The sequence below is a fragment of the Streptosporangium carneum genome (assembly GCF_027922005.1).
In the GTDB taxonomy this organism is placed as follows: domain Bacteria; phylum Actinomycetota; class Actinomycetes; order Streptosporangiales; family Streptosporangiaceae; genus Streptosporangium; species Streptosporangium carneum.
Map to the genome: position 1 here is coordinate 380,442 of NZ_BSEV01000001.1, position 12,472 is coordinate 392,913.

The 12,472-nt window shown below is 64.5% G+C and carries 11 protein-coding genes, 1 tRNA gene and 1 pseudogene; 4 read left to right on the plus strand and 9 right to left on the minus strand.

Annotated features, from left to right (window positions below):
• Window positions 1-20 precede the first annotated feature (20 nt).
• The 3 genes from PKF00_RS01775 to PKF00_RS01785 all read left to right on the plus strand — a co-directional run bounded on the left by PKF00_RS01775 (window position 21) and on the right by PKF00_RS01785 (window position 2,742).
• Window positions 21-94, plus strand: a tRNA-Ile gene (locus PKF00_RS01775).
• A gap of 282 nt (window positions 95-376) precedes the next feature.
• Entirely contained in the window at window positions 377-1,897 is a 1,521-nt protein-coding gene (locus tag PKF00_RS01780; RefSeq protein WP_271215534.1) for an AAA family ATPase, read from the plus strand.
• Between the two features lie 92 nt (window positions 1,898-1,989).
• A complete protein-coding gene (locus tag PKF00_RS01785; RefSeq protein WP_271215535.1) occupies window positions 1,990-2,742 on the plus strand; it encodes an HNH endonuclease in 753 nt (250 codons plus the stop codon).
• A 128-nt stretch (window positions 2,743-2,870) separates the two neighbouring features.
• On the opposite strand, the gene PKF00_RS01790 is transcribed toward PKF00_RS01785, so the two are convergent.
• The 5 genes and pseudogenes from PKF00_RS01790 to PKF00_RS01800 all read right to left on the minus strand — a co-directional run bounded on the left by PKF00_RS01790 (window position 2,871) and on the right by PKF00_RS01800 (window position 5,108).
• Window positions 2,871-3,083, minus strand: a complete 213-nt coding sequence (locus PKF00_RS01790) for a helix-turn-helix domain-containing protein (RefSeq protein WP_271215536.1) — start codon at window positions 3,081-3,083, stop codon at window positions 2,871-2,873.
• Entirely contained in the window at window positions 3,080-3,460 is a 381-nt protein-coding gene (locus PKF00_RS44575) for a DNA-methyltransferase (RefSeq protein WP_369011154.1), read from the minus strand. Before PKF00_RS44575 ends, PKF00_RS01790 begins: the two co-directional genes overlap by 4 nt.
• Window positions 3,406-3,927 (minus strand): annotated as a pseudogene (locus tag PKF00_RS44580) (DNA methyltransferase); the annotation flags it as partial. The pseudogene PKF00_RS44580 and the gene PKF00_RS44575, both read right to left, overlap by 55 nt.
• Window positions 3,928-3,949: 22 nt before the next feature.
• Window positions 3,950-4,495, minus strand: a complete 546-nt coding sequence (locus PKF00_RS01795; RefSeq protein WP_271215537.1) for an AAA family ATPase — start codon at window positions 4,493-4,495, stop codon at window positions 3,950-3,952.
• A gap of 238 nt (window positions 4,496-4,733) precedes the next feature.
• The gene (locus tag PKF00_RS01800) at window positions 4,734-5,108 is read right to left on the minus strand and encodes a VOC family protein (RefSeq protein ID WP_271215538.1); all 375 of its coding nucleotides are present in this window, start codon (window positions 5,106-5,108) and stop codon (window positions 4,734-4,736) included.
• 677 nt (window positions 5,109-5,785) lie between these two features.
• Between PKF00_RS01800 and PKF00_RS01805 the strand changes: the two genes are divergently transcribed.
• Window positions 5,786-6,775, plus strand: coding sequence for a GntR family transcriptional regulator (locus PKF00_RS01805; protein WP_271215539.1), 990 nt, complete (start codon window positions 5,786-5,788; stop codon window positions 6,773-6,775).
• 159 nt (window positions 6,776-6,934) lie between these two features.
• Here the strand turns inward: PKF00_RS01805 and PKF00_RS01810 are convergent, their stop codons facing one another.
• From PKF00_RS01810 to PKF00_RS01825, 4 genes are all read right to left on the minus strand, one after another.
• Window positions 6,935-7,546 (minus strand): DUF6461 domain-containing protein, encoded by a 612-nt coding sequence (locus tag PKF00_RS01810; RefSeq protein WP_271215540.1) that lies wholly within the window; start codon window positions 7,544-7,546, stop codon window positions 6,935-6,937.
• A 985-nt stretch (window positions 7,547-8,531) separates the two neighbouring features.
• Window positions 8,532-10,985: an ATP-binding protein gene (locus PKF00_RS01815; RefSeq protein WP_271215541.1), complete on the minus strand. Its 2,454-nt coding sequence runs from the start codon at window positions 10,983-10,985 to the stop codon at window positions 8,532-8,534.
• 329 nt (window positions 10,986-11,314) lie between these two features.
• A complete protein-coding gene (locus PKF00_RS01820; RefSeq protein ID WP_271215542.1) occupies window positions 11,315-11,494 on the minus strand; it encodes a hypothetical protein in 180 nt (59 codons plus the stop codon).
• Window positions 11,495-11,672: 178 nt separating this feature from the next.
• Entirely contained in the window at window positions 11,673-12,368 is a 696-nt protein-coding gene (locus PKF00_RS01825) for an SDR family oxidoreductase (RefSeq protein WP_271215543.1), read from the minus strand.
• Between the last annotated feature and the right edge of the window lie 104 nt (window positions 12,369-12,472).

Below are 12,472 nucleotides of genomic sequence, written 5' to 3' on the forward strand. Positions count from 1 at the left end.
ACCGTTCTTGCACGCAACAAGGGGCTATAGCTCAGACGGTTAGAGCGCTTCCCTGATAAGGAAGAGGTCCCAGGTTCAAGTCCTGGTAGCCCCACACAGTTCTCCCAGCTCAGAGGCTAGATCCCAAGATCGCGGATCTGGCCTCTTGATCGTTTGTTAGCCGTTTGTTAGTGGGATCTCCCCCGATCAGGTGACAGAGATCAGTCCACATCGACAACAGGCGGAAGCCTTGGCGCTCCTGGTGTCACTCCTCTCGTGTCGGTTCGTAGCTTCAGGCGCAGGTGGACGTTCCTGCTTCTCGACTGGGATCTCATCCCAGAAGTACTCGTACTAGCCTGAGCCGGAGTTCGGAGGTGCCGGCTTCCAGGGAGAGATCATGCAGTTCGAAGTCCTGCCAGTTCGGAGGCGGCCACTATCGAATGCGAGAGGGGCGTTCCTGGTCAGAGACAACTGGGACGACTACACCTATAAGACAACGTTCTCCCTGTTCTACCGCGATGCTGACGAGCTTCATGAGATCGGGGATGTGAAGATCGGTCAATTCGGTATGGAGGATCAGAGTCGCCCCTCACTGCCGGACGGTTTCCGCTTCCATGAGCTGGGAGACGAGTTCTTCTCTCTCGGACAGGATGACTCCTACTACGAAAAACTTCGCGATCTGGGGGACGGGGTCCGAGAGACGGTACTGCGCGCTCTGCGTGATGTTGCGTTTGATCAGCAGCTGTACCGACGCGCCCTCACTGAAGATGTGATGACGACATCCTTGATGCGATCGGTCAAGGATGCAACGGTCACAGGGCAGTACCACCGCATCGCCGTAGGCGGGGTCACGTTGACCGCGTTCCAGTTCACTTACGAAGGACCACCGCTAGTTGAAGCTGAAGGTTCCCCTCTGAAGCTCTCTTTCGCGGTGGCACCAGATTCTCATCCTCCGACGAACATCCATGCCCTGATCGGTAGCAACGGCGTGGGTAAGACCCGCCTGCTGAACCACTTGGCCCGATCGATCGCGGACGGTTCCGCCTCGACGGCAGAGGTTGGAAAGATCACAGCCCTTACTGACCGCAACCATCACCCGTTTGCAAACCTGGTTTCTGTCTGTTTCAGTGCATTCGACCCATTCCAGCCGGTCAGGGTCCCTAACGGGATCAGTCATGCCTATGTGACCCTCAGCCGGGGCGGTGTGCACGACGGTAGGGTGCCGCAGCCTCCTAAGGACTACCGCGCTTTGGCGGCGGAGTTCGGAACCGCAGTGCGAGGCCTTAACGGTGCACGACTTCTTCGTTGGCAACATGCGGTGGGGACGCTGGAGGCTGACCCTCTCTTCCGGGATGCGCGGGTATCTGCCGTCACCGAGCCATTGCCTGGTTCATCGCTCCGTATGGAGCCTGAGGCGTTGTTCGATGGTCTCAGCTCTGGCCATAAGATCGTTTTGCTGGCGATCACTCGTCTGGCTGATCTTGTTGCAGAGCGCACACTTGTCTTGATCGACGAACCTGAAACGCACCTGCACCCTCCGCTGCTGGCAGCGTTTATACGAGCCCTATCTGATCTACTCATCGACCGCAATGGCGTTGCTATCATCGCCACCCACTCACCCGTCGTTCTACAGGAAACGCCCAGAAGCTGTGTCTGGAAGCTTCGTCGATCCGGGTACCTGCTGATGGCAGACCGCCCAGAGATTGAGACGTTCGGGGAGAACGTCGGTGTCCTAACTCGCGAGGCTTTCGGTCTTGAGGTCACTCGTTCGGGATTCCACAGCGAGCTGGAGGAGGCAGTGCGTGAAGGCTTGACCTACGAGCAAGTCCTGAACCGATTTGATGGACAGCTCGGTGGTGAGGCCAGAGGAATCGTACGTGCTTTGGTTGCAGTACGGGATCGTGAGGGCCGCCTCTGATGTGGTCGCTCCCACTGCCATCTCATACAGCCGACAGCGCGTATCGTGTCTGTATCAGCCGCGTTCGCGACGCGGAGCTCAAACAACGGCTCGTGGGGTTTGAGAGCAGTGTTAGCGATGCGGCAGCTCGTTTTGAGGAAGCAGCCCGGGCCGAGGCTCTGTTCACCCTTAATTCTGTGACTTTTGCACCCGCTTCGGAGAAAGATCGGGTAGATCTGACCAAGGTCTACACCGACCGTATGGCTAAGAACGGAGCTCCCGGGCGGGCGATCTACGACGCTCTGAAGCTGGCCGCGAAGCGCTGTCCGCTATGTGGCCACCGCGATGTCGCCACTCTCGACCATCACTTGCCGAAGGCTGGCTACCCTTTCCTGTCCGTTGCACCCGCGAACCTTGTTCCCGCCTGCAGTGACTGCAACAAGATCAAGTCAGATGCTTTCCCCTCTACAGCGGAAGAGCAGACTCTTCACCCCTACTTCGATGACATCGACCATGATCAATGGCTGAGCGCCGAGGTTGTCCCGGGGCGGCCCCCTTCGCTGAAGTTTTTCGTTGATCCGCCACAGCAATGGTCTACCTGCCTAACAGCGCGCGTTCGGCACCACTTTGCCACCTTCGGCCTTAGTGTTCTCTACAGTGTCCAGGCTGCTACGGAGCTGTCGGAAATCGCCCATGCCTTGAGGATCCAGTTCGACGTTGCGGGAGAAGAGGGAGTGCGTGGGTACGTCGAACAAGTAGCCGCTAGCCGCAGCGCGGTCCATCTCAACAGCTGGAGAGCTGCAACCTACAGGGCGCTGGCCAGTAGCTCCTGGTACTGCTCTGGCGGATTTTCGTTCGACTGGTAGTGATGGGGAGGGGCATCATGGCTCCTCTCCAGATGTCGGTCGTGGAATCTCGAAGAGACTTTGTCGCTCTCTATGAGAGATATGCAGGTGATTCGCTCTCGGAAGACCCGAGAGCGAATCACCTTTTTCTAGATCCTTTCATCTCCTAAGCTCAGCAACCGGAGCAAGCTGGCCGTGCTGACACGGTAGAGGTCGCAGATGCGGATGGTGCGTGCCGGGAATTCGTTCTTCTTGGCCAGTTCGTAGGCCTTGGTTCGGCCGATGCCGAGGATGCGGGCCGCGGTCATGAGGTCCACCGTGGGCGGCAGGTTCTGGAGGTCGCGGAGGGTGAGGTTCTTCATTCCGCCTCCCCTGCCGTGGGCGAGGACTCGCGGATGCGGGCGGCGGCCAGCCTGCTGTAGTCCTCGTTGAGTTCGATGCCGATGAACTGCCGACCGAGGTGTCGGGCGGCAAGAGCGGTCGTTGCCGCGCCGGAGAACGGGTCGAGGACGGTGCCGCCGGGGCGGCAGCCGGCGGCAATGGCGCGCAGGGGGATGTCGATGGGGAACGGGGTGTAGTGGGCGCCCGGGTAAGGACGGGTGGAGATGGTCCAGACGTCGCCGGGGTTGCGGCCGTTGAGGTGGGCGGTGTCAGAGGGGCCTGGCCGGTCGGTGGCAGGGCGATGTCGTGACCGTTGCCGTTGGTTGCCGCTTGGTCGTAGGCGCTGGGAGATGGCCAGGGGGTCTGGATGGAGATGGGTTTGGTGGCGCTGCGGCGGGCGCGGCGGGACAGGGGGCGGTCGCCGGTGTACGGCTCGCAGACGGCGTCGAGGTCGAACCAGTAGAAGCGCTGCTTGACGAGCAGGAAGATCAGCTCGTAGCGGGTGGACAGGCGGTCCAGGACGGACTGGGGCATGGCGTTGGGCTTGTGCCAGACGATGGCGTTGCGCAGGATCCAGCCGTCCTGCTGGAGGGCGAAGGCGACCCGCCAGGGCATGCCCGGCAAGTTCTTGGGCGCTACGGCAAGGCGGGAGCGGGGGCGCACCAGGGGCTGGTGCTCGTTGTAGTTCGTGCCGCGTAGGTAGCCGTCGGAGTTGGCGGCGTAGACGTCGCCGAGGTTCAGCCAGCAGGTGCCGTCGTCGGCCAGCACCCTTCGGGCTCGGTGAACGTCGCGCGGAGGGTGTCTAACGGCACCGTGGGATACCAGAACTGTCCGAACGGGTGCTTGATCACCGGACCTTTGCCTCGGTCCATGCTCGGGTGAGGATCTCGTTGACGGTGTCGTTTGGGGTTTGGTCGGAGGTGTCGAGCCAGAGTCCGAGGCGGGGGGTCTGGTTCCGCAGGCCGTCGTCGAGCAGGTCGATGGTCCACTGGTTGTAGGCATTCTTGCCGCGGGCTGCTTCCCGGGCGGCGATGGCCTCGGGTCGTGGGGCGAGCACCACGATGAGCAGCGGCCGTTGCTGGATGAGTTCGATCATCTCGGTGAGGTGTTCGCCGAGGATGACGTCTTGGGCGACCACCGTGAACCCCTCCCGGAAGTACTCATTGCAGGTCGCCGCTGTCAATCGGTGGCGCAGACGCAGCTGCCGCACCGCCTCCTCGGAAGGGTCGGGAGTCATGTCCGCCTGCCCGTTGATCACCATGCGCCGGAACAGGTCACCTCGGACGTGCACCGAGCGAGGCAGCCGTTCAGCCAGCAACTGCGCGATGGTCGACTTCCCGGCCGCCTGGATCCCGGTGATGAGGATGACGGCCTGCTGATGTGCTGGGGTCACTGCGCGGTGTCCTTCGTGGATCGGCGGCTGATGTCGGCGGCGTAGGTCATCCAGTCGCCGCTGCTGGCGCGTTGCCAGGCGACCGCGACGTCGATGTGGATGCCGAGCATGCGGGCGAGCAGGCAACGTTCGCCCTGTTGTGATGTGATGCGCCGCCCGGACTCTGTCGCGCGCGGCGCGCGGCCGTCATGCTGTGCGGGTGGCAGAGCTTATACGGACCGAGGGTGGCATCGGTAGCTTACGCCTCAGCCCAGACGCCCAGTTCGTTCCCGCTCGGGTCAGTGAAGTGGAACCGGCGTCCACCGGGGAACTCGTACGGCCCGTTCACCACCTGGCCGCCCGCGTTCTTCACAGCCTCCACAGACCGGTCCAGGTCGGTGGAATAGAGCAGCAGAAACGGGCCGCCTGCCCGCGCCTCCTGGCCTGTGCGGAGACCGCCCACTTCGGGTGCGGCTTCCCCCTGCGGGCTCTGGATGCCGGCGTACCCTGGCCCATAGTCGTTGAATCGCCAGCCGAACGCTTCGGTGTAGAAGCGCTTGGCCTGCTCAAGGTCGGTGACCGTGAGCTCCACGTAGTCAATGGCATGGTGTCGGTGCGGAGATAGCTGAGTCATGTGCTGCATTATGTGCTTCGGCTACGACATCGTGCGCTGACAACGCCGGCTCGCGTCGCGGAGCGGCAACATGCGGGTTGGCTGGGCAGGGATGGCCACGAGCCGGGCGGAATGGCTGACCAAATGGGTGGTCTTCTTGAGGTGTCCGTAGAGCTTGTCTTTGTCTAGGTCCAACGCGGCGAACAGATACAGGACTCGGTCCTCTTGAGGATCACCCGGAAGGCCCGCCGCACGTTGGCCGCGTCCACTCGGTCCCCTGCTTGCCGGCGAAGACGAGGTCGTTCTCCTGCCACAGATCCCCTGCCTTCTATCCTCGCGAGCGCCTGCCGTTCCCGGTGTCCGCGCAGGGCGTCCACACACAGCCTGGAAAGAGCGAGCGTCCGCCGGGACTTCTCCGTCTTGGTGTCTCCCCCGACCCGCACCGAACGCCGTACCATGATCGACGACAGGACCGGGGGATCGGCGTCCGGCTGGCCGTCCAGGTCGACGTGTGACCACGTGAGCGCCCGTAACTCCTCGGTCCTGGCGCCGATGAGCAGCGACACCACGACGCGGGCGTGTAGGGTCGCCCCCTCAGCCCCCTTAGCACCGACGCCGCCTGGCCGAGCGTCAACGACTTCGAGGGACGTCCTTACCCTTGGGGATCTCGCACAGCTGGGTGATACGGAGGAGTTCCCATGAACGGCGACGAGCACGAGTCCGATCTCGATGATCTCGACCTGACCCCCGAGGAGCGTGACCGGCTCACCGACGCACAACGCCCCTTATGGGAGATCGTCGCCGCGTCCCTACGCGCCGACGTCCTTGAAGGCCGCTACGCTGCCGGTGCGCCCCTGCCCAGCGAGACCGCCCTGTCGGCTCGCTACAGCGTTTCGCGTCCCACTGTCCGTGACGCCGTTGAAGCCCTCGTCGGTGAAGGGCTCGCCACCGTGGTACGCGGACGCGGCACCTTTGTCCGTGCCGTCCCCGACCGGTACGCCATCCTGCTCGGCGCATGGCCCCGCCACGACATCGCCAACGCGGAGTTCATCCCCATCGCCCGTGGCTGGGGATGGAGCCGTCTGCCCATCCCCTTTGGGGAGGACGACGAAGGCAGGGAGACCTATGAGCGGGTCGACTTCACCCCTGCCAACCGGGACATCGCCACCGCCCTTGGCCTGAGCACCGGCCACACGGTGTTCCACCGCTACAGCCGATGGCGTCACGCCGCAACCGGCCTGATCATCGGCGTCAGCTCCCACACCGTCCGCGAGGTCCTGTCCGACCGGCCCCTCAACCTTCTGAAGAGCGCCTACGGCATCACCTCACTGGGCTTCTACGAAGCGCTCACCAAAGATCGCGGTCCGGTCACCTGGGAGACCACCGTCACCGCCCGCATGCCCTACGCCGACGAACGCGAGCTGATGGCCCTGTCGGTCGGCAGTCCGATCCTGATCATCCGCCGCACCCTCGCCGACAAGGACGGCCGCCCCCTGGAGATGACCGAGGTCAAGGCCGACGCCGAACGTTTCGAGACCGTCTACGCCCGCGAGAACCCCGCTGTTCCCCCTGCCCCAATGGAAGACGTCGACCTCGACGACTTCGAGCCCGTCCCCGAGAAGCCGGAGCACGAGCAGGAGGAGCAGCCCGCCCCGGAACCCGAAGGCCGGATCCTGCTTCTGCTGTGATCAACTGCGCATCGGCATCCTGGTCTACGCCGCCAACTTCCTGCACGAGTCGTGGCCGGACTTCAACGACCTCCTCGCGACCAAGACGCGTCAGGGGTGCCGGGTGCGCGTCCTCTTGGGCGACGCCGACTCACCGGTCATCCGAGGCCGGGGAGCCGATCAACCGCTGTTGACCACGGCGCCCAGGAGTCGCATGTCGAGCATCTCCTTGGAGAAGGGAAAGCCAGTGATCTTCCTTGCCAGGGCGAAGGCGCGGGGGAACCCGGCGTCCACGTCCGGGCCGTCCTCGTTCAGGTCGGGCTCCAGTCCGACTTTGCGCATCATGTCGACAAGCCGGTCCGGTTCGTTGCCCCCACGTGCATCGGGACCCAGCAGGTCGAACCAGGTGACCAGTTCACCGTCGGCCGCATAGACGAAGTGGTCCGTGGCATGGAGGTTGCGGTCGATCGACACGACCTCGGTCTTCTGAGAGAGCCGCCTCAGCAGGGAAAAGTCGGCTCCGATCGATCCCGTCCAGAGCTGTATGAGCACCGACCAGCCATCCGTCTCCAGTGCGCCCACGTAGCCGGTGCGCATCGCATCCGAGTCGAAGCACGCCATCGTTCTCTCCTGGAGTTCCTCGAAGGTCACTCCTGTGATCGCGCCGCTGTCCGCGCCGAGACGAACCAGCGCCTCAGCGGGGGAAAGGGATCGGACGAAGGTCACGCAGGAGACGTCGTAGAACGGTCCGAACTCCTCAAGCCAGTCGAACATCTCGTGCAGGTCGGCCACCGTGACTCCCTCAGTCGGTTAGGGATCATGCTGGCAGTGGTCACCGACAAGGATGACGCCATCCACGGAGCGAGCGTTGACTCCGCTTCGGAGGGCACGCATATGGGTGACCAACTGGGTGACGACCGCCCCGGACGACGCCGGACGACGGTGGAACACTGCGGACCGTATGCGCAGGTGGGAGCGGGTGCAGCCCATGATCCCGCCCCCACCGGCTTTGCCTGACAAGGAAGAGGCCCCAGGTTCAAGTCCTGGTAGCCCCACCCAGTCTTCCCAGCTCAGAGGCTAGATTCCAAGATCGCGGATCTGGCCTCTTGATCGTTTGACCGTCGACTGGAACCCCACCAGAGGGCATCGACGTGTTCAAGTGAGTTTCCTGGGCACCTTGATCCGTTTCCTTGCGGAGCTGAGTACCTGCTTGAGGTTCAAGGGCCGCGTGCTGGGATTCTGACCAGAATGACCTTATGGATTTAGCTCTCTCCTGCCCCGTAGGTCTCGAAGGCAAAGAGTGAGCATCGATCGAAAGCCACCGCGTTCATCTCACTGCAGCTCTTGAGAGCAACGATCGTGCCCTGGTGATTGGAACGATCAAGGGCCTCGTGGAGGCCACCGCCAAAGTCGTGCTTGACGTGCGAGGAGAGACGGTTCCCGGGCGACTTTTCCGGGGCTGACGCCCTTCGCTCTCAGGGCGCGGAAGATCTTTTCCAGAAGCTGTGAGGTCTCCGTTGGATGCCGTGTTCCGGCATCGGCGGTGGACACCGCACGCCTGGTGAACAGGATGACAAGAGCCCGGTGACGGGAGACTGTCACGCCGGGATTCTGTGGGAGCCTGAGGCTGAGATGCCTCAGGCCACCCGACTGGCCGATGGGCGTGGATCTTCGGGCTCTGGCAGGAGGTGCTGGTCGGTCGCTCAGGTCTTCGTGGGTGAGGAACTTGAGGCGGCCCCTTGTTGAGTTGCCGCTCTGGGACCGCCTCGCTGAGTCCTCACGCGTCCCGCCTCGCAGGGGACGGGCTGATGAGTGGCAGGTGAAGGATAAAGCGCGCCCCGTGAGAGGACGCGTTCTGGACATGGAGGGTGCCGTGGTGGGCGTGGGCGATGCCGCGGGCGATGGCCAGTCCCAGTCCGGTGCCGCCGTGATCACGGCTGCGGGCGGTGTCCAGGCGGGTGAAGCTCTGGAAGATGTGGTCACACTCGCCTTCGGGGACTCCCGGACCATCGTCAGTGACGCTGAGCTCCGCCTCACCGACGATGCGGCGTACCCGCACCACGATGACGTGCGCGGCGTGGCGCTGGGCGTTGTCGAGCAGGTTGTGCAGAAGCCGACAGATCTGCGAGGGAACGACATCGACCGTCACACCGGGGTGCACATCCAGGCGTACCTCGTGGCGGTCGCCGGTACGGCTGCGGATTTCGGCTTCGGCGAGTTCGGCCAGGTCGATGCGTTCGAAGGCGGTAGGCGGGACGGCGCTGAGCCGGGCCAGCAGCGTCAGATCGTCAATGATGGCCTGAAGCCGGTTCACATCGCGCAGCGTGTGGTCGATCAGCTCGCTCAGGTGGGTCTGGTCGGGATGCAACTGTGCTTCCTCCAACTGTGCACGCAGCCCGGCAAGCGGGGTGCGCAGTTCGTGGGAGGCGTCGGTGGTGAATCGCCGCTGGAGTTCGAGTGACCGTTGCAGCGACGCGGTGGCACGTTCCAGTTCCAGCGAGATGGCGCGCTCGCGGGTGTAGCGGCGGGCGTTGTCGATGCACACCGCCGCGCGGCTGACCAGCTCCTCGGCCAGGGAGACATCGTCGTCCTCGAACGGATCGGACGCCTGCCACCGCGTGAACGTCACCGCCCCCAGCACCCTGTCCTGGGCCAGCAACGGCACCGCGATGACCGAGGAGGCCGGTTCCCCGGCCACCTGCACCGGCCGAGCGCCACCCGGATCCGGCCAGAGCACCGTCTCCCCTCTCGCCAGACAGCGCGCCTGCTGGGAGGAAGCGAGATAGTGCACCGGCTCGCCCGCGGCGACCGGGCTCACGTTCTCCCGGGCACTCTGGACGGCGACCCGGCGCAGGCCGCCAGCGAGCGCTGCGGCCTCCTCACCGCGCATGACGCCCTCGCTGAGATCGACGGTCACCAGGTCGGCGAACCGTGAGACGGTCACCTCGGCGAGTTCCTCGGCCGTCCGCACCACGTCGAGGGTCTGACCGATGTTCATGGTGGCCTCGCACAGCAACCTCAGGCGCTTGCGCGCCGCAGTGGCGAGCCTGCCGACCTCCGGTTCGCCGAAGAGGAACAGCCACGGGTCGACGGGCGTGGAGGCCTCCCGCGGGGAGCCGGACGGCGGCCGCGTCTCGTTCTTCTCGCCCATGCCGGGCCATGCGTTGCCCACCGCCAGGAGACGGGCCGCGCCGGGTGCGGTGCTCGCAGGATCGCCGCCGCCTGCGGCGCCGTCGTTGACGACAAGTTCTCCGTTCGCAGTGTTCTGGTTGTGCACGACGGTTGCCGGCGGGGCCGCCGACCGGCCCAGTCGATCGCATGCTGACGTGACGGGGTCGTCGGTGAGGCACTGCCACCGGCCGCCCTGGATCCGGACCTGCGCCACGACGCCGACCATACCGGCGGGTTCCGGCCCAGGCAGGGAGCGCAGTGTGGCGTTGCGACCATGGGACAGGGAGACCTCGACAGCCGCCCGCTGCCCGTACGCGATCAGCTCGGCGGCCTTCTCCTCCAGTGCGAGACGATCGCCGAGGGGGAGATCGCGGAGCAGCGATTCGGCCTCCTGAGCGGGCAGGAGGTCGGGCAGGTCCACGGTTCGCAGGTATGCGTCGAGCAGGGCGCGCTCCTGCGCGGTGCTCTGCTCCAGGAGCCGTTGTTCGATGGCCTCGGCCACCTGACGGGCGAGCACGCTCATCTCCGGATGCGCGTATTTGTTCAGGCACGCGATCGTCACCACACCGCGCGCGTACCCGGTGAGCGGGTCGAGGATCGGGACACCGGTGGCGGTGAACGGCTGCATGCACCCGGCCAGATGTTCGGAGCCCACCACCCGCACCAACCGCTTCTCACGCAGGGGAGTTTCTGCGGCGTTGGTCCCGAGGAGTGCTTCGGTGTACTGCACACCCGGGAAGTGACACTTGCGGTCGAGCGTTCTTTTCAGCTGCAGATCACTCTCATAGCGCTGCAGCATCCTGGCCTGCTCGTTGGTGAGGAGCAGAGACGCGCTCGTGTCCGCGATCACGGTCTGGAACCGCTCGAACACCGGTCGGGCCACCCGGGCGAAGGCGCAGTCCACGTCGATCTCAACCGGATCGGCGAACCCGAGTCGTTCCGGGACGAGCCCGAGCTCCTGACACCTGCGCCACGACTTCAAGATGACAGGCCGAACATCTCCCTCCACCGACTGCCCTTCGCAGAACCGCTCGAAGATCCGCTCGGTGCGTGCGGCCATGTTGATCCCCCGAAACCTGCAGCCGACGTCGTTCCTGACACACCTCTTCAAGATTAAATAGCCAGCATACGGAGCAAAACGCCGTAAATCACCATGTAATGCCAGGTCAGCGGCAAATTTCCGTCTATGTGGTCGCTGCTCGCGGCGGTCGGCATGGCCGGTGCCGACTCGCTTGACCTTGCCCCGGGTGAAGCTGCGCGGGTAGCGGCAGAACACGTCCGGTGAGCGCAGGTGAGCGCCCTTGGCCGAGGTCGACAAATCCCGTTGCGGACCCGAAGTCAGGCCTTGGGTCAGACCCCGCCGGGAGGCGTTCACCTACGTCATCACCGTCAGGCCTGGTCGGCCTGGCCCCCGGAGACCAGGTCGAGGGTGATGTCGACGATCATGTCCTCCTGGCCGCCGACAGGTGCACCGCGTGATGCTCGAACCGTTCCCCGCCCCGGGATCTCGACATCCACCAGTCCGAGCCTGATTCGCTCGTTGTCGTAGATCAGCCGCTCACCGTGCACGGTTCACCGTGTCTGCTCTTCGTCGGTGGCCACACTGTGAAACCACAGTCCAACATCACCGGCGTACATGGTCATCGCGACAGACAGCACCCGGTCGCGAATGTCCCATCATGATCATTACCGAACTGTTCTCATGGGGTGTCAAGCGCAGCGCGGCTTACCTCCTGCGTGCCGCTGGTCAGGCGAGGCGGGTCGGAACGGGGCCCTGCGCCAGGCCCTGGCGGACCTGGCGGGTGAGATCGTCGGCCAGGATTTCCGGCTGGCACCTGGCGAGCCCGTCAAGTGCCTGGGCGGCGACGTCGGCGGGGTCGGCCTTCGGGACGCCGGGCATCCCGGCGGTCATGTCGGTGTCCATGAAGCCGACGTGGAGCGCCGAGACGCTGATTCCTCGAGGTTGAAGTTCCTCACGGGCTGCGTCGGTCAGGGCCCATGCGGCGGCCTTGGCCGCCGCGTATGCCCCGGCCCGTGCCGGGTGCATCCACGAGATCACCGACAGGATGTTCAGGATCGCGCCGCCGCCGTTGGCCTCGATGACCGGCGTGAACGCCCGTGTGACGGCAAGGGGGCCGTAGAAGTTCGTCTCCAGTTCCCGGCGCACCGCGTCGATGTCGCCGGCGATCAGGGGCGTGCCGGTGGAGATCCCGGCGTTGTTGATCAGAAGGTTCGCGTTGGTGGCGATCTGAGCGGCGGCCCGGATTGATTCGTGGTCGGTGACGTCGAGTCGGAGCGGGGTGATGTCTGGCAGGTCCAGCTCGTCGGGGCGGCGTACTGCCGCATAGACCGATGCGCCGCGCTCCAGCAGCTGTGTCGCCAGATGACGTCCCAGGCCCCGGTTCGCACCGGTGACCACCGCGATCGCGCCGTTCAGCTCCATGTCTCCTCCTTGGGGGTGGACCCGTTCTCGGATCCCTAAATAGATTACGATCATAATCTATAGAAGGAGCGTAGGATAGATGATGACCAACATCCAACGAGGGG